The sequence below is a fragment of the Caenispirillum bisanense genome (assembly GCF_039523075.1).
Taxonomy (GTDB): Bacteria; Pseudomonadota; Alphaproteobacteria; order Rhodospirillales; family Rhodospirillaceae; genus Caenispirillum; species Caenispirillum bisanense.
In genome coordinates, this window is sequence record NZ_BAAAEP010000053.1 from 13,495 (window position 1) to 30,545 (window position 17,051).

The window sequence follows — 17,051 nt, forward strand, 5'->3', positions numbered from 1 at the left end:
CCCCTCAGGCCCCCGCCGCTGTCGCGCCTGCCAAAGCCCCGGCCGAGGCGGCGGCGGCGGCCTGCGACCGCCACGCCGGCAGGCTGACGGTGACGGTGGTGCCGTGGCCGACGTCGCTGGCGATTTCCAGGCTGCCGCCGTGCAGTTCCACCAGCGCCTTCGACAACGGCAGGCCGAGGCCCAGGCCGGGGGCGCCGGTGGTGCGGGCCGAGGCGGTGCGGCCATAGGGGCTGAGGGCGACGGGGATTTCCTCGGCGGCGATGCCGGGGCCGCGATCGGCCACCTCCAGCACCATGCCGTCACAGCGGGTGCTGCGCAGGCGGCAGCGCACCTCCGCCCCGCGCGGCGAGAACTTGATGGCATTGCTGAGCAGGTTGACGGCCACCTGGGTCAGCCGGCGGCTGTCGGCCAGGACCACCGCCGACGGCGCCGCGTCTGCCAGGGCATCGGGGCGCAGTTCCACGCCGTGGGCGGCGGCCAGGGCGGTCACCATGTCGCAGGCGGCGGCCAGCACGTCCGCCAGGCTGCACGGCGCCTCGTTGAGGATGAGCGTCTGGTTCTGCTGCTGCGACCGCGCCAGGTCCATCATGTCCTCGATCAGCCCCGACAGGTAGAGCGAGGAGTCCCGGATGGTGCTGGTGAAGCGGGTGCGCATGTCGGGCGTCACGCTGTCCGGCGCGTGCAGCAGCAGGTCGGAATAGCCGGCAATGGCGCCGAGCGGCGTGCGCAGTTCGTGGGCAATGTAGGACAGGATCTGCGTCAGGTCCGACTCCGCCCGCGCCGGATCGGTGGCCGGCACGTGCTGGATCACCAGCCCGTCGTCCAGGCGCGAGGCCTGCATGCGGAACCAGCGCGGCCGGCCGGGGGCATGGCAGGGGTAGACATGCTCGAACACCGGCAGCCGGCCCTGAAGCACGCCGCGCAGACCGGCGGCCACCACCCGGGCATCGCCGGCCTCCGCCCCTTCGGTGCTGTCGCAGATGGTCAGGTAGCGGGCGCCGACGAAGGTGCCGCCGCAGTGTCCGTTCTCGGCGGCGAAGGAGCGCCAGGCGGCATTCACCGCCACCACCCGACCCGACGCATCCAGGATGCACATCTGATTGGGCAGGGCATCCAGCAGTGCCGCTGCAGTCAGGTCCGTCCGGACGTCGCCCCCGGCCAGGGGGGCGGTGGGCGGTGACGGAGGGCAGCAGGTGACCATGCGGCGCATCTTTCAGAAAGCATCAGGTCCCGTCGGTGAAGCATACAGGAAATCCCTGGCAGGAAAAGGTGCCATGACCTCCGGCGGAAATGCTCATCCCGGAGCGCGACATAGGTCTGATCCGCCAATACCGTCGCGGGTGGCGTCAGACGAGGCCCCAACCTGTACCTGAAGTTTTCTTGATTGACCCTTTTTCAACCGTCCTGCTGGCAGGCTGCCCGGTGGCCCCCTACATCTGCCATGGACGGCGGGTAATTCCGATGCGGCGGCTTTGGTTTTCCTGCTGACGCCGTCGGCGTGTTGATCTATTCATTGGGCCCCTTCGCGGGTGCCGTGCCTGAACCGCACCCGACGCCGGGTGTATCTTTTCCGCAGCAACGGCCGCGCCGCCGCGGTCGGAGGACGGCATGAACGAGACGCAGACCCTCCCCCCCGCCAGCCACGATGCCGAGCGCATCGCGCTTGAATCCGCCGTGGTTCGCTTTGCCGGCGATTCCGGCGACGGCATCCAGCTGACCGGCGGCCAGTTCACGGTGGCGAGCGCCCTGGCCGGCAATGACCTGGCGACCTTCCCCGACTTCCCGGCGGAGATCCGCGCCCCGGTGGGCACGACCTATGGCGTCTCGGCCTTCCAGATCAATTTCGGCGGGCGGCAGATCAATACCTCGGGCGATGCCGCCGACGTGCTGGTGGCCTTCAACCCGGCGGCGCTGAAGACCAACGCCAAGCTGGTCAAGCGCGGCGGCATGATCATCGTCGACACCGGCAACTTCGGCCCGCGCGAGCTGAAGAAGGCCGGCTACGACCACAGCCCGCTCGACGACGGCAGCCTCGCCGACTGGAAGGTGGTGCCGGTCGACATCAGCAGGCTGACGCTGGAGGCGGTGGCGGAAAGCGGCCTCGGCAAGTCCGATGCCCTGCGCTGCAAGAACTTCTGGGCGCTGGGGCTGGTCTACTGGATGTTCGGCCGCGACCGCGCCCCGACGGCGGACTGGGTGCAGCAGAAGTTCGCGAAGAAGGAACCGGCTGTGGCCGCCGCCAACGTCGCCGCCCTGAACGCCGGCCATGCCTTCGGCGAGACCATGGAGCTGCTGCAGGGCTTCCACGGCTACGCGGTGCCTGCCGCCGACCTGCCGGCCGGCCTTTACCGTACCATCACGGGCGGCGACGGCTTCGCCCTCGGGCTGGCGGCGGCGGCGCAGCTGACCGGGACGGAGGTGGTGTTCGCCAGCTACCCCATCACCCCGGCCTCGCCCATCCTGCACCATCTGGTGAAGCTCGGCGCCTACGGCGTCACCACCCACCAGGCGGAGGACGAGATCGCCGCGGCCTGCGTCGCCATCGGCGCCTCCTACGCCGGTGCCATCGGCGTCACCAGTTCCTCCGGCCCCGGCATCGCGCTCAAGACCGAGGCCATCGGCCTGGCGGTGGCGGCGGAGCTGCCGCTGGTGATCATCAACACCCAGCGCGCCGGCCCCTCCACCGGCCTACCGACCAAGACCGAGCAGTCGGACCTCTACCAGGCCGTCTGGGGCCGCAACGGCGACACGCCGCTGGTGGTGCTGGCGGCGCAGTCGCCGTCGGACTGCTTCACCACCGCCATCGAGGCGGTGCGCATCGCCGTGCGCTACATGGTGCCGGTGATGGTGCTGTCGGACGGCTACATCGCCAATGTGTCGGAGCCGTGGCTGATCCCCGACGTGGACAGCCTGCCGCGCCTGCCCGTCGCCTTCCGCACCGAGGCCGAGGGCTACCAGCCCTTCGCCCGCGATCCGCAGACGCTGGCGCGGGCGTGGGTGAAGCCGGGCACGCCGGGCCTCGCCCACCGCATCGGCGGCATCGAGCGCGACGCGCTGACCGGCGACATCTCCTACGACCCGGCCAACCACCAGGTCATGACCACCTACCGCCACGACAAGGTGGCCGGCGTGGCGCGCGACATCGCGCCGCAGACCATCGACCAGGGGCCGGAGCGCGGCCGGCTGGCGGTGGTGGGCTGGGGCTCCACCTACGGTCCCATCCGCCGCGCCGTCTCCAACCTGCGGGCCCAGGGGGTGGAGGTGAGCCACATCCACCTGCGCAACATCTGGCCGCTGCCGGAAAACCTGGGCGACCTGCTGGCCGGGTTCGAGCATGTGCTGGTGCCGGAGATGAACGTCGGCCAGCTGTGCACCCTGCTGCGCGCCACCTACGCCCGCCCGTTCGAGAGCTTGTCCAAGGTGACCGGCCAACCCTTCAAGATCGCCGAGATCGAGGCCGCCGTGCGGTCCCGTCTGGAGGCCTGAGCCATGAATGCGCCCATCCCGCCGCAGAAGCTGACCGTCAAGGACTTCGCCACCGACCAGGACGTGCGCTGGTGCCCCGGCTGCGGGGACTACGCCATCCTGAAGGCGGTGCAGAAGACGCTGGCCGACGTCGGCGCCGACAAGGACAAGACCGTCTTCGTCTCCGGCATCGGCTGTTCGTCGCGGTTTCCCTATTACATGGAAACCTACGGCTTCCACACCATCCACGGCCGGGCACCGGCCATCGCGACGGGCGTGAAGCTGGCCAACCCCGACCTTGACGTGTGGATCATCACCGGCGACGGCGACGGCCTGTCCATCGGCGGCAATCACCTGATCCACGCCCTGCGCCGCAACATCGACTGCCAGATCCTGTTGTTCAACAACGAGATCTACGGCCTGACCAAGGGGCAGGTGTCGCCCACCTCGCACCTCGGCACCCGCTCCAGCTCCACCCCGGAAGGGTCGGTGGATGCTCCGCTGGAGCCGATCCGCCTGGCACTTGGCGCCGGCGCCCGCTTCGTCGCCCGCAGCGCCGACAAGTGGGTAAAGGAACTGCCGGAGGTGCTGAAGGCGGCGCGGGCGCACCGCGGCACCGCCTTCGTCGAGATCCTGCAGAACTGCATCGTCTACAACGATACCGTGTTCGGCTCCTTCACCGGCAAGGAGGCCAAGGTCGGCAGCTTCATCCATGTGGAGCACGGCAAGCCGCTGCTGTTCGGCGCCGGCAACAGCCAGGGTCTGCGCGTCCGCCCTGGCAGCTTCCGGCTGGAGGTGGTGACGGTGGGCGAGAACGGCATCACCGAGGCCGACATCCTGGTCCACGACAAGACCGATCCGGTGCTCGCCGGCCTGCTGGCGGCCATGAAGGGGCCGTCGTTCCCGGTGGCCTTCGGCGTCCTCTACGACGACCCGGCGCCGTGCCACGAGGACGCGGTGGCGGCGTGGAAGGCGGACCAGCACGCACGCACGCCGGACGTCTCCATCAACGCGCTGCTGAAGCGCGGCCGCACCTGGATGGTGGAAGGGCCCAAGGGCAGCTGAGCCGCCCCGCTCGTCCACCGCCGGGCACGACTGGCCGGTGGTGCTTCTCGGAACATGCACACGTATTAAGCCGCATCAGGGTTCTGGTGCGGCTTTTTCGTGTTCTGTCGCACGCCTGTGGGCTGTGCGGAGGCCCGAAGAACACTCTATCTAAAAGGGATTCGCCGCTCATGTCGACGCCTGTTTTTGGCAATTTAGACAACTTTTGATGTATGCCGTGCGTCCCCCTCAGGCTTAGAATTTACAGGTCATCGCCTCCTGCGGGAGGCTGTATGGAAAAGGGGGGAATAACCTCATGAGTGAAGCATATCTGGGCGAAATCCGGCTGTTCGCCGGGGACTACGCGCCCGTATATTGGCATCTGTGCGACGGGAGCCTGCTGTCCATCAACCAGTACCAGGCGCTCTATTCCCTGCTCGGAACCACGTACGGTGGTGACGGTGTGCAGAATTTCGCCCTGCCGGACCTGCGCGGCCGCATGATCGTCGGCCAGGGCACCAGCACCGCCGGGATCATGTACAACCGCGGTCAGAAGGCGGGCGCCGAGACGGTTGCCCTGACGCAGGCCAATCTGCCGTCGCACACGCACATGGTGTCGGCCTCCTCCACCGCGGCCACCAGCAATTCGCCGAACAATGCGGTGTGGGCCAATGCCGTCAACACCAGCTACGCCACCTCCGCCGCCAATGCCGTGCTGGCGCCGGCGGCGGTGTCGACGGCCGCGGGCGGTGGGCAGGCGCACCAGAACTGTCAGCCGAGCGTCGCGCTGACCTACATCATCGCGCTGCAGGGCATTTATCCGACGCAGCAGTAAGGGGGGCTCGTGATGTCTGATCCTTTCATCGGCGAAATCCGCCTGATGCCTTACAACTATGCCCCGCAGGACTGGATGGATTGCGTCGGGCAGGAGTTGTCGATCCAGCAGTACACGCCGCTCTATGCCGTTATTGGCATCAAGTACGGGGGCAACGGGCAGACCATGTTCAAGCTGCCCGACCTGCGCGGCCTGGTGCCGGTCGGCATCGGCGCGGGGCCCGGCCTGACGCCGCGGAGCATCGCCTCCAAGTGGGGCACGACGACGGTGACGCTGGATGCCGCCACCGTGCCGTCCCACACCCATGGCATGGGTGCCTCCACCGCCAACACCAACCTGGTGAACAGCCCGGTGGGGGGCGTGCCTGCCGGCCAGATGAACCTATACGTGGCCCAGGGCACCAATCCCACCGTTCCGATGCCGGCAACCGTAAGCCCGGTCGGCGGCGGGCAGCCGCACAACAACATGGCGCCCTACACTGCCTTCCGGTTCTGCATCTGCTGGAACGGCGAATTCCCGGTAAAGCCGTAAGGAGGCACAGTCATGGAACCTTTTGTCGGTGAAATCCGCGTGTTTCCTTACTGGTTCACGCCGCAGGGCTGGCTGCCCTGCAACGGCCAGATCCTGAACATCAGTCAGTACGCCGCCCTTTACGCCCTGCTTGGTACCAAGTTCGGCGGCAATGGCACCACCACCTTCGCCCTGCCCAACATGCAGGGGCGCAGCGGCATCTGCACCGACTATTCCACCGCCTATCCGGTGGGGGCGACGGGCGGAGCGGCCACCCATACCCTGACCACCGATCAGGTGCCGGGCCATACTCACACCCTGTCGGCGGTGGATGTCGACGGGAACGTGAAGGTGCCGGCTGCCACGGTGATGGTGGGGCGGAGCAAGGATGGTGCTCGCACTCCGGCGCCGTACAACTCCTTCGGCGCCGGGCCCGGCTCGCAGCAGATGCACCCGTCCGCCCTGGCAATGGCCGGCGGCAGTGCGCCGCACGAAAACATGCAGCCCTATCTGGTGATGAACTACTGCATCGCCAGCACCGGCCTGTGGCCGTCGCAGTCCTGGTAAGGGCGCGCGACCGCAGGCCCGTACCGGGTCAGTTGTCGGGAGGGTCGGACGGGATGCCGTCCGGCCCTCCCATTTTCTTACGGAGTGTTTCATGTCCCTCCTCACCGATTCGATGGTTGCCGGGCTGCGCCGTCGCCCGCAGGTGCCGGACGACCTTCCCTTCCTCGCCGAGTTGATGAGCAGCGCGCGGGAATGGGAACGGCAGGCCTTTCCCGGCGATGCGCAGATGTGGGCGGCCCTGATGGCGCATCAGGCCGCAGCCCAGGATGCCCACTACCGCGCCCATTACCGCGACGCCTGTTTCGAGATCCTGATGGATGAGGGGGGCGGCCGGCCGGTCGGCCGGCTGGCGTTGGCGCCCATGGCCGATGAAATCCGCGTGATGGATATCGCCCTGGTGCCGGCGCTGCGGGGGCAGGGGCGGGGAACCGCCCTGCTGCAGGCGGTCATGGCCGCGGCCGCACAGGCCGGGGTGGCGGTGCGCCTGCATGTGGAGCAGTTCAACCCCGCGCGCCGCCTCTATGCCCGCCTCGGCTTCGAGCTGGTGGAGGACAAGGGTGTTCACCTGCTGCTGGAATGGCGGCCCGGATCTGCCCGCGAGTCCGCCGTCATCTGATATCGGCAATATTTCAATCTAGCTTCATCCTTAAGGAGAAGGTAAGGTAGCGCATGTATTTATGTCGATGGTCATGGTTTCGCGCAGCAAAAGTTTTGGCATAATCACAAAACTCCAGGCTGCATTCCGGCTGACTGATGCTGCCGCGCGTTCGCAACGCGCGGGGGCTCCCGGGGGCGGACCAGGGCGAGAAAACATGCCGGCCACGGGGCGGGTTCCGTGGCACCGGGGGAAGACAAGGGGGAGCCGGTTCCCAGACCGGACGGAGCAGAAGGGTTGGCCCAAGCCATGAACCAGATCGTCACGCCGAACCGCACCGGGCGCCGCCTGAAGGACGCCATGATGTCCCATGCCGCGCCCCTCGCCCTGGCGCTGGAGCCCCGGTACATGTTCGATGCCGCCGGGGCGGCAACGGGCGCCGATGCCGTGCGGGAAGCCACGGCCAGCGCCCTGGCGGCGGAGGCGGCGCCGGCCCATCACGACGACGGCAGCGTCGCCGCCCTCTACCGCGCGGTGGCCGACCATGCCCTGCCGGTGGCTTCTGAGGCTCCGGCCCCGGCCGAGGATCGCAAGGTGGTGCTGTTCGTCGACGGCAGCGTGCCGGACGGGCAGCGGCTGATCGATGCCGCCGGACCGGGGGTGGAGGTGGTGTTGCTCGACCCCACCCGCGACGGGCTGGCCCAGATGGCCGCCTGGGCGGAGGGCAAGCAGGGCTATGACGCCATCCACCTTGTCACCCACGGGTCGGAAGCCACCCTGAATTTCGGAACCCTGACGGTAACGACCGACACGGTCTCGGCCCGGGCGGCCGATTTCGCGGCCATCGGCGGGGCGCTGACTGAAAGTGGCGACATCCTGCTCTACGGCTGCGATGTCGGTCGTGGCGATACGGGGCGGGCGTTCCTCTCCGCCCTGGCGGAGGCCACAGGGGCCGATGTTGCCGCTTCCGACGATGGCACCGGGGCGGCCGAACTCGGCGGTGATTGGGTGTTGGAAGTTCGCCATGGTGATGTGGATGGCGAAGCCCTTTCATGGAGCTTCTACAGTTGGCTGCTGGCAGTGCCGAATACGGGCCTCTTCACTTTTGCAGGCGCGACCGTTCAACCCGGCGGGATGAGTGCAACCGTTAGCGGCGGGTTCTTCACGATCACCGCGTGGGACGTAGACTACAACATCTTTCCGCGCGATTTCAGGAACGCTCCTCCGAACGACAGTCCGGAGGCTAGTATTGGTGCTGACCAATATGGTGCTTTCATTGACGACGAGAGTGACGGCCATCCCGCTGGTTATTGGCGCGCATCTACATATTATTTGCAGCTTACAGCGACTGGAAGTTTTTCGTTGAGCGGCCTGCGTATTGGTGAGTATATTAATAACAAGCAATCTAGCACGGCGGATGATTTCACCAACATATATGTCGTTGGGTATGCCGCGGGCAGTGAAGTCGGTCGTACTGTCGCAATAGATAGCGTCGGCGCGTACGAAGAGACGTATGCGATTGACTACGCCCCAATACTCGGGAGGGCCTTGGATACTATCAGGATATACTTTACGGCCCCGATAGGAAGTTATCTCAGCGCCATGAATCTGATCGACCTGACGATTCAGTCGGCCTCGGCGTCGCCGCCGGCAACGAACGCGACACCGGAGGTCGATCTCAACGGCGCGACGGCCGGGCAGGACGTCTCCCGCACTTTCGTCGAAAAGGGGGGTGCCATCGCCGTTGCCCCCGATGCCACCATCACCGACACCGATTCCGCCAACACCATCACCAGCATGACCGTCACGCTCGGCTCCCGGCCGGACGGCAACGCTATCGAATCGTTGTCGCCGAACGCCTCGGCGTTGTCTGCGGTATCGGGCGCCGGACTGACGGCGGGCTACAATTCCGCGACCGGCGTGTTCTCGGTCACCGGCTCGGCGTCGCGCAGCGTGTATGAGTCCGTGCTGCGAGGCATTCTCTACAACAACACCTCCAACGACCCGACGGCCGGCAACCGCAGCGTCACCGTCACCGTCACCGACAGCAGCGGCGCCGGCAACGCCACCAGCACTGTCCGCACCTCCACCATCGCGGTCACGCCGGTCAACGATGCGCCGAGCGTTACCGCCACCGGCAACAGCGTCACCTATACCGAGGACGCGGCCGCGGTCGGCGGGCTGTTCAGCAGCGTGACGCTGAGTGCGGTCGAAAGCGGGCAGACCATGTCGTCCTTCCGCCTCACCGCCGCCAACGTGCTCGACGGCGCCTCGGAGGTTCTGCGCATCAACGGCGTCAACGTGCCCCTGACGGCCGGCACGGTGGCGCTCGGCGGCGGTCATTCGGCAACGGTGGCGAGCGCCGGCGGCACCTCCTACACCGTCACCGTCACCCTGGCTGCCGGTACCTCCGCCAGCGCCGCCCAGACGCTGATCAGCGGCATCGCCTACCAGCACCTCAACACCGGCAACCCGACCGACGGCAACCGCACCGTCACCCTCGACCGCGTGACCGACAGCGGCGGCACCGCCAACGGCGGCGTCGACACCTGGTCGGGCAGCGTGCAGGCGACGGTCAACGTCGATCCGGTCAACGACCTGCCGGCGGCCGGTGGTGCCGTCACCGTGACGGCGCCGGACGGCTCGGCCATTTCCATTGTCGAGGATTCGCCCGCCCCCGGCGCGGCCAACATCCGCCTGGCGCCCACCACCCTGACCGACGCCGACGGCCAGACCCCGACCGCCGTGCGCATCACCGCCGTCACCGGCGGCACCCTGACCCAGAGCGACGGCAGCACCATCACCCTCGGCACCAGCGGCACGGTGTTGACGCTCACCGGCGGCGCGGTCAACCTGCGGTTCACGCCCGCCGCCAACCGCGACACCGCCGCCTCCTTCACCTATGTGGTGGTGGACCCGGACAACACCTCGCTGAACGGCCCGGCGTCGACCGCCACCATCAACATCACGCCGGTGCCCGACACGCCCTCGGTCACCAACGCCACCACCCTTGAAGACACCCAGAGTACCACCGGCCTGGTGATCTCGCCCAACGTGGTGGATACGGTGGCGCCGTCCCATTACAAGATCACCAACATCAGCGGCGGCACGCTGTTCCTCGCCGACGGCACCACGGCGGTGACCGCCGGCAGCTTCATCACCGCTGCCCAGGGGGCGGCCGGCCTGCGCTTCACGCCCACTGCCAACTCCAACACCGCCGGCAGCTTCGACGTCCAGGCCTCCAGCGCCGCATCGGATGCCGGCCTCGGCGGCGGCGTGGCGACGGCCACCGTCAACATCACGCCCGTCAACGACGCGCCCACCATCACCGACGGCGCCACCATCACCCTGGCCGGCATCACCGAGGCGCAGACCAGCGCCGTTTCCACCGTCGCCTCGCTGCAGACGGCGGCCGGTTATGCCGACGTGGAGAACGAGACCGGCGGCATCGCCGTCACCGCCGCCAGCGGCCCGGGCGCCTGGCAGTATTCCACCGACGGCGGTGCCAACTGGACCAGCATCACCGGCGTCAGCGGCACGGCCTCGCTGCTGCTGGGCGCCACCGCGCAGGTGCGGTTCGTGCCCGCCGATACGGTCGGCGGCTCGGCCAGCCTCACCTTCCGCGGCTGGGACGGCACCAGCGGCACCGCCGGCAGCACCGTCAATACCAGCACCAACGGCAACGCCACCGCCTTCTCCACCGGGCAGGCCTCGGTGGCGGTGACAGTGTCGGACATCAACGACGCGCCCGTCCTCACCGCCCCGGCCAGCGCCACCGCGGTCGAGCAGGTGCAGGGGGCGATCAGCGGCATCTCCATCACCGACGTGGATGCCGGCAGCGGCACCATCACCGCCGCGCTCGGCGTCACCACCGGCACCCTGGGCGTCAGCCTGGCAGGCGGCGCCACCATCTCGGCCGGCGCCAACAATTCGGCGGCGCTGACCCTGTCGGGCACCCTGGCGCAGGTGAACGCGGCGCTCGCGACCCTCACCTACACCAGCACGAGCGACACCGCCACCTCCGACACCCTCAGCATCACCGTCAACGACGGCGGCAATACCGGCACCGGCGGCGCCCTGGAGGCGACGGGCACGGTCGCCATCACCATCACCCCGGTCAACGACGCGCCGGTCATCGGCAGTGTCGGCGCCGGCCCGGCGACGGCGGTGGCGGGGGCGGGCTTCACCGCCGTGGACGTGCTGGGCGCCGTCACCCTGACCGACGTGGACAGCGCCACCTTCAACGGCGGCACCCTGACCATCACCCGCACCTCCGGCACCGCCGGCCAGGGTTCGTGGGGCACCGCCGGCGCCGGCTTCACGGCGGCCCAGGATGTGGGCATCGGCAGCGTGCCCACCGCCGGCGCCGCCGGCGCCAACCTGGTGATCGCGCTGGATGCCCGCGCCACCCCCGATGCGGTGCGCGACTTCATCCGCGCCCTGCAGTACGACGGCGGCTCGACGCTGGAAGTGCGCGCCTTCTCGCTGTCCGTCGTTGACGGCGGCGGCACCGCCAATGGCGGCGCCGATACCGCCACCGCCACCTTCTCCATCCGCGTGCAGCCCAACCCGCCGGTGATCACCGGCCTCAACGGCGGCTCCCGCACCCATGTGGAAGGCGCCGGCGCCACCTTGCTGGCGGCCGGTGCGGTGACGGTCAACGATGCCGACACCGCCAACTTCGCCGGCGGCACCGTCACCGTCACCATCACCGCCAACGGCGCCGGCGGCGACCTGCTGCAGGTGGTCGAAGGCAACGGCATCACGGTGGTCGGGACCGAGGTGTTCCACAACGCCGTGAAGGTGGCCGACATCACCCAGGCCGGCAGCAACACCCAGCCGCTGATCCTCACCTACGCCACCGGCGGCGGCGCCACCCAGGCGGCGGCGGGCGCGCTGCTCGGCCAGATCGGCTATGCCACCGCCAGCGACGCCCCCTCGGCGGCCAGCCGCACCATCACCGTGGTGATGACCGACGCCGGCAGCGGCGACATCGGCTCCAGCTCCGTCCAGACCATCACCATGGCGGTCACGCCCACCGACGACCAGCCGGTCATCGGCGGCGCGGTGGCCAACCAGCCGATCACCGACAAGCAGACGGTGACGCCGTTCGCGGCGGTGACGGTGAGCGAACCCGACGGCGAGACGGTGACCGTGACCGTCAGCATCGACACCGCCGCCAAGGGCAGCTTCACCACCCTCAACGGCTTCACCGCCGGCGGCACCGCCGGCACCTGGACCTTCACCGGCTCGGCCGCCGCGGCGCAGGCGGCGCTGCAGGGCATGGTGTTCACGCCGGCGGAGAACCGCGGTGTGCCCGGCTCCACCGAAACCGCCACCTTCACCATCGCGGTGGAGGACCACGACGGCGTCACCGACCCGGTCACCAACGCCACCACCTCGGTGGTGGTCACCTCCGTCAACGATGCCCCGACCCTGACGGGCCTCGGCGGCGACAGCATGACCATGGTGGCCGCCAACGGCCCGCAGGCCCTCACCATCGCCGCCGACGTGGTGGTGGGCGACCCGGAAAGCCACATCCGCGGCGGCACCCTGACCCTCACCCAGACTTCCGGCACTGCCGGCAGCTGGGGCCTGGGCAGCGGTACCTCGGGCGTGGACGGCGTGTTCGCGGCCGGCGAGACGGTGACCGTCGGCGGCGCCGTGATCGGCACCGTGACCACCGACGGCCAGTCCGGCGCCGCGCTGGTGATCGCCCTCGACGGCGCGGTGACCGAGGCGCAGGTGGCGGCCTTCCTGGCGGCGCTCACCTACGATCCCGGCGTCGGCACCGGCGCCCGCACCTTCACCGCCACCCTGAATGACGGCGACGGCACCGCCAACGGCGGCAGCGCCAGCGTCACCACCAGCGCCTTCACCATCACCGTCACCGGCCAGCCGCCGGTGGTGACCGGCCTGGCCGGCGGCACCGTCACCTTCACCGAAGGCGGCACGGCCGTCCGCCTGGACCCCGAAGGCGACGCCAATGTCACCGACCTCGACAGCGCCGCCTTCGGCGGTGGCGAGGTGCGGGTTAGCATCACCGCCAACGGCGTGCCCGGCGAGGACGTGCTGAGCCTGCAGCCGAGCGCCGACGGCCGCCTGACCGTGGTCGGCAGCGAAGTGTTCTGGGATCACGACAACAACGCCGGCACGGCGGCCGTGAAGGTGGCCGACATCGCCGGCGGCACGGCGGGGGCGCCGCTGGTTCTGACCCTGACCGCCGATGCCCGCCCGGGCGCCGGCGAGGCGGTGGCCGCCATGCTGCGCAACATCGCCTACGCCAACACCAACACCGCCGACCCCTCCACCGCCAGCCGCACCGTCAGCGTGCAGGTGCGCGATGCCGCCGGCGGTGACGCCGGGGTGAGCACGCCGGCGGCGGTCACGGTAGCGGTGGCGGCGGTGAACGACCCGCCGGTGCTCACCGGCGGCGTCATCACCGGTGCCACCAACACCGAAGGCGTCGACAGCTCCATCTGGTCGAGCCCGGTGACGGCCATCACCGACCCCGACGCCACCGCGTTCAACGGCGCCCGCATCATCGCCGACATCGACACCACCGGCGCCAACCCGCTGGTGGCCGGCGACCGGCTGGGCATCGCCACCCTGGGCAACGTCGGCTATACCGCCACCGGCGCCACCACCGGCGACGTCTACTTCGACATCTCCGGCGTCATGACGCGCATCGGCTCGGCGGTCTGGGTGCCCTCCACCGGTACCCTGACGGTCACCTTCCTCCCCGCTGGCGGCAGCAACCCGACCGTCACCGAACCCATGGTGCGGGAGGTGATGAACCGCCTGGTCTACTGGACCTCGGGCAACGACCCGACGCAGAAGGGCACCACGCCCGACCGCACCATCACCGTCACCTTCGAAGACGGCGGCAACACCGGCAGCGGCACGCCCGCCTGGCCGACGGTGTCCGGCACGCTGACCATCACCGATGCCAACGATGCGCCGACGGTCACCCTTACCGGCTCGCCGACCTTCCAGACCGGCGGCACCTCAACCTTCGCGGCGGCGCTGACCCTGAGCGACATCGACGGCACCCACCTGAGCGGCGCCACCGTCACCCTGGCCGCCAACCCGGACGGGGCGGCGGAAGGGCTGGTGCTGCCGGCCTCGGTGGTGCTGCCGGCGGGCGTCACCCTGGATGGCGGCTATGTGCCGGGCGACCGCGCCACCACCATCACCCTGACGGGCGATGCCACCATCGCCGAGTATCAGGCGGTGCTGCGCCAGATCGTCTACGCCAACACGGCGACCTCGCCGGCCACCACGCCGCGGTCCATCGAGGTGGCGGTCACCGACCGGCCGATCACCGTCAGCGATACGCCGCTGACCACCGCGGCCACCATCACCGTCACCCACTTCGTGCCGTCCTCGGGCGGCGGCGGCGGTGACGACGGCGGCGGCGCGGCGCTGCCTCCGGTTCCGCCGACCCCGCCGGTGCCGCCGGTGCCGCCGGTCGATCCGCTGCCGCCGAGCGGTGGCCTGACGCCGCCGGAACCGCCGGCTCCGCCTGCGCCGCCGCCGGCTCCTCCGCCGGCCCCGCCCTCGGGCGGCAGCCCGTTCGGCGGCACGGCGCCCAATGTCGGCTCCAACCCCTTCACCAACGGCGTAACCGGCGGCGGTCCGACCAATGGCCCGGCCGGCGGCCCGCCCACCGGTCCGCTGACCGGCGGCTTCGGTTCGCGGCCCAATGGGGGCGACGTGGGCGATGGCGGCACGCCGGTGCGCAACAGCGTTGGTGGCGGCTTCGGCCAGAACGACGGCAGCGTCCGCACGGCGGTGACCGGCGGGCTCGGCAGCCAGTCGCCCATCGACAACTCGGGTACGCCCGTCAACGCCGGCATCCGTACCTTCGGCAGCTATAGCCAGGGCGGCCTCGGCGGCGGTCTGGGTGGCGGCCTCGGCAGCGGCTTGGGCGGCGGTCTTGGCGGCGGCTTGGGCGGTGGCCTGGGTGGCGGTCTCGGCGGTGGCCTGGGCGGCGGCTTTGGCGGTGGTCTCGGCGGCGGCCTATTCGGCGGCGAGTTCCTGGCCGGTGCGGTCGAGGATGCGCCCGCCGGGGATGCGCCGACCGATGCGGACATCGCCGCGGCGCCGGCCTTCACCTCCACCCTTGGCGCCCAGTTCGCCCGCTTCGATGCCGAGGCGGAGCTGCTGGCGCGCTCGGTGGCGGCCATGGAGGCGCAGCGCCGCGCCTCCGGCGGCGAGGTGGCCTGATCGGGGCAGGGTAGGGCGGAGCACGGCCAGGGGCGGCTCCGCCCGTACATGACAACAGTATGAACCGAACCTACGGGGGAAAGTGTGATCCGACGTGAGACCGGGGAAGTCGGGGCGGCGCAGCTGGCGTCGGCCCGGCGGGGAATGCGGGCGCGGCTTCGCGGCGCCAGCGTGGCGGTGGTGGCGGTGCTGGGGCTTGCGGCCTGCGTGTCGCCGCAGCCCTACAGCCAGGCGGAGAACGAGGCGCGGGCGACCGCCGACCTGTCGTCCATGTTCCAGGAGCAGGAGCCGGTGGCGGCGCCGATCACCCTGGAAGAAGCGGTGGCGCGGGCGCTGAAGTACAACCTCGACCGTCGCCTGAAGCTGATGGAAGAGGCGGTGTCGCGCCGCGAGCTGGACGTGGCCGAAATGTCGCTGCTGCCCAACGTGGCGGCGTCGGCCGGCTATTTCGCCCGCACCAACTACGACGCCTCGGTCAGCAAGACGCTGACCGGCCCCAACGCCGGGCAGGTGGGCGATACCTACACCACCTCCGACGAAAAGGCCTTCGGCACCGCCAATCTGGTGGTCAGCTGGAACGTGCTCGACTTCGGCATCAGCTACATCCGCGCCCGCCAGCAGGCGGACCAGTCGCTGATCGTGTCGGAACGCCGCCGTCAGGTGGTGCAGAACGTGGTGCAGGACGTGCGGGCCGCCTACTGGCGCGCCGCCGCCGCCGCCGCCGACCGCGCCCTGAAGCGCCTGGACCCGCTGCTGGCCGACGTGCAGGCGGCGGTGGCCGATGCCGAGGCGGCGGTGACCCAGCGCGTCGGGCCGCAGCTGGACGCCCTGGAATACCAGCGCTCCATGCTGGAGGCGGAACGCCAGCTGAAGGCCCTGCGCAGCCAGATGCAGCAGGCCCGCACGGAACTGGCGACGCTGATGAACCTGCGCCCCGGCACGCCGTTCGAGATTTCCGCCGCCCTGGCACCGACGCCGGGCGAGGTGCCGTCGCTGCCGGCGGCGCTGGACACGCTGGAACTGACGGCGCTGGCCAACCGCTCGGAAGTGCGCGGCGAGGCCTACCAGCTGCGCATCAACGAGAACGAAAGCTGGGTGGCGCTGCTGCGCATGCTGCCGGGCCTGGAACTGACCAGCTCGCTCGACTACTCGGCCAACAAGTACCTGCTGAACAACGCCTGGGCGTCGGGCGGCATGGAACTGACCTGGAACCTGCTCAACCTGTTCTCCGGCCCGCGCGCCATGGCGCTGGCGGAAAGCCAGGAAAAGCTGTCGGCGGTGCGGCGCCATGCGCTGTCCATGGCGGTGCTGAGCCAGGTGAACATCGCCAACCTGGCCTACAGGACGGCGGTGGAGGATTATGCCCTGGCGGAGCGCATCGCCTCGGTCGAAACCCGCATCCGCGACCAGCTGGAAGCGGGCGGCGCGGCGCAGCAGCAGGGCCGTCGCGCCGTGGTGCGCGGCCGCATCGGGGCGGCGCTGGCGGAGTTGCGGCGCGACATGGCCTATGCCGACATGCAGGCCGCCTGGGGCCGCATGTTCGCGACCATCGGCGCCGATCCGCTGCCGGAGGAACTGACGGGCGGCGACGTGCCGACGGTGGCCAACGCCGTGGCGCAGACCTTCGCCCGCTGGCAGGCCGGACAGCTGCAGGCGGTGGTGCCTGAGCCGGTGCCGGCGGCGGCGATCGAGGCCCCGGCGGCGGCGGCTCCGGCTCCGGCCGTGACCGCGCCGGCGGCGGAGGATGCGACCGCGCCGGCCGGCGTGCCCATGGCGGCGGCCCCGGCGCCTGGGCCGGCCCCGCCC

9 protein-coding genes are annotated in these 17,051 nt (G+C 69.9%); 8 read left to right on the forward strand and 1 reads right to left on the reverse strand.

What is annotated here, in order from left to right; genetic code table 11:
• Positions 1-4: 4 nt before the first annotated feature.
• Positions 5-1,201, reverse strand: a complete 1,197-nt coding sequence (locus tag ABD056_RS18855) for a sensor histidine kinase (RefSeq protein WP_343869235.1) — start codon at positions 1,199-1,201, stop codon at positions 5-7.
• Between the two features lie 407 nt (positions 1,202-1,608).
• On the opposite strand from ABD056_RS18855, the gene ABD056_RS18860 reads away from it, so the two are divergent.
• The 8 genes from ABD056_RS18860 to ABD056_RS18895 form a co-directional block, all read left to right on the forward strand.
• Complete coding sequence (locus ABD056_RS18860; RefSeq protein ID WP_343869236.1) at positions 1,609-3,486, forward strand: 2-oxoacid:acceptor oxidoreductase subunit alpha; 1,878 nt, start codon at positions 1,609-1,611, stop codon at positions 3,484-3,486.
• Positions 3,487-3,489: 3 nt separating this feature from the next.
• Positions 3,490-4,530 (forward strand): 2-oxoacid:ferredoxin oxidoreductase subunit beta, encoded by a 1,041-nt coding sequence (locus tag ABD056_RS18865; protein WP_343869238.1) that lies wholly within the window; start codon positions 3,490-3,492, stop codon positions 4,528-4,530.
• A 295-nt stretch (positions 4,531-4,825) separates the two neighbouring features.
• Positions 4,826-5,344, forward strand: a complete 519-nt coding sequence (locus ABD056_RS18870; protein ID WP_343869240.1) for a phage tail protein — start codon at positions 4,826-4,828, stop codon at positions 5,342-5,344.
• A gap of 12 nt (positions 5,345-5,356) precedes the next feature.
• Positions 5,357-5,875 carry a phage tail protein gene (locus ABD056_RS18875; RefSeq protein WP_343869242.1) on the forward strand — a complete coding sequence of 173 codons (519 nt, stop codon included), beginning with the start codon at positions 5,357-5,359 and terminating at the stop codon, positions 5,873-5,875.
• A 12-nt stretch (positions 5,876-5,887) separates the two neighbouring features.
• Positions 5,888-6,421: a phage tail protein gene (locus ABD056_RS18880; protein ID WP_343869244.1), complete on the forward strand. Its 534-nt coding sequence runs from the start codon at positions 5,888-5,890 to the stop codon at positions 6,419-6,421.
• 91 nt (positions 6,422-6,512) lie between these two features.
• Complete coding sequence (locus ABD056_RS18885; RefSeq protein ID WP_343869246.1) at positions 6,513-7,037, forward strand: GNAT family N-acetyltransferase; 525 nt, start codon at positions 6,513-6,515, stop codon at positions 7,035-7,037.
• A gap of 288 nt (positions 7,038-7,325) precedes the next feature.
• Positions 7,326-15,245 (forward strand): DUF4347 domain-containing protein, encoded by a 7,920-nt coding sequence (locus tag ABD056_RS18890; protein ID WP_343869248.1) that lies wholly within the window; start codon positions 7,326-7,328, stop codon positions 15,243-15,245.
• 84 nt (positions 15,246-15,329) lie between these two features.
• On the forward strand, positions 15,330-17,051 hold a 1,722-nt coding region (locus ABD056_RS18895; protein WP_343869251.1), incomplete at its 3' end, for a TolC family protein.

Coding starts and splice junctions, on each gene's coding strand:
- ABD056_RS18855 (WP_343869235.1), bottom strand. CDS start 1,201: ATGGTCACCTGCTGCCCTCCGTCACCGCCCACCGCCCCCCTGGCCGGG.
- ABD056_RS18860 (WP_343869236.1), top strand. CDS start 1,609: ATGAACGAGACGCAGACCCTCCCCCCCGCCAGCCACGATGCCGAGCGC.
- ABD056_RS18865 (WP_343869238.1), top strand. CDS start 3,490: ATGAATGCGCCCATCCCGCCGCAGAAGCTGACCGTCAAGGACTTCGCC.
- ABD056_RS18870 (WP_343869240.1), top strand. CDS start 4,826: ATGAGTGAAGCATATCTGGGCGAAATCCGGCTGTTCGCCGGGGACTAC.
- ABD056_RS18875 (WP_343869242.1), top strand. CDS start 5,357: ATGTCTGATCCTTTCATCGGCGAAATCCGCCTGATGCCTTACAACTAT.
- ABD056_RS18880 (WP_343869244.1), top strand. CDS start 5,888: ATGGAACCTTTTGTCGGTGAAATCCGCGTGTTTCCTTACTGGTTCACG.
- ABD056_RS18885 (WP_343869246.1), top strand. CDS start 6,513: ATGTCCCTCCTCACCGATTCGATGGTTGCCGGGCTGCGCCGTCGCCCG.
- ABD056_RS18890 (WP_343869248.1), top strand. CDS start 7,326: ATGAACCAGATCGTCACGCCGAACCGCACCGGGCGCCGCCTGAAGGAC.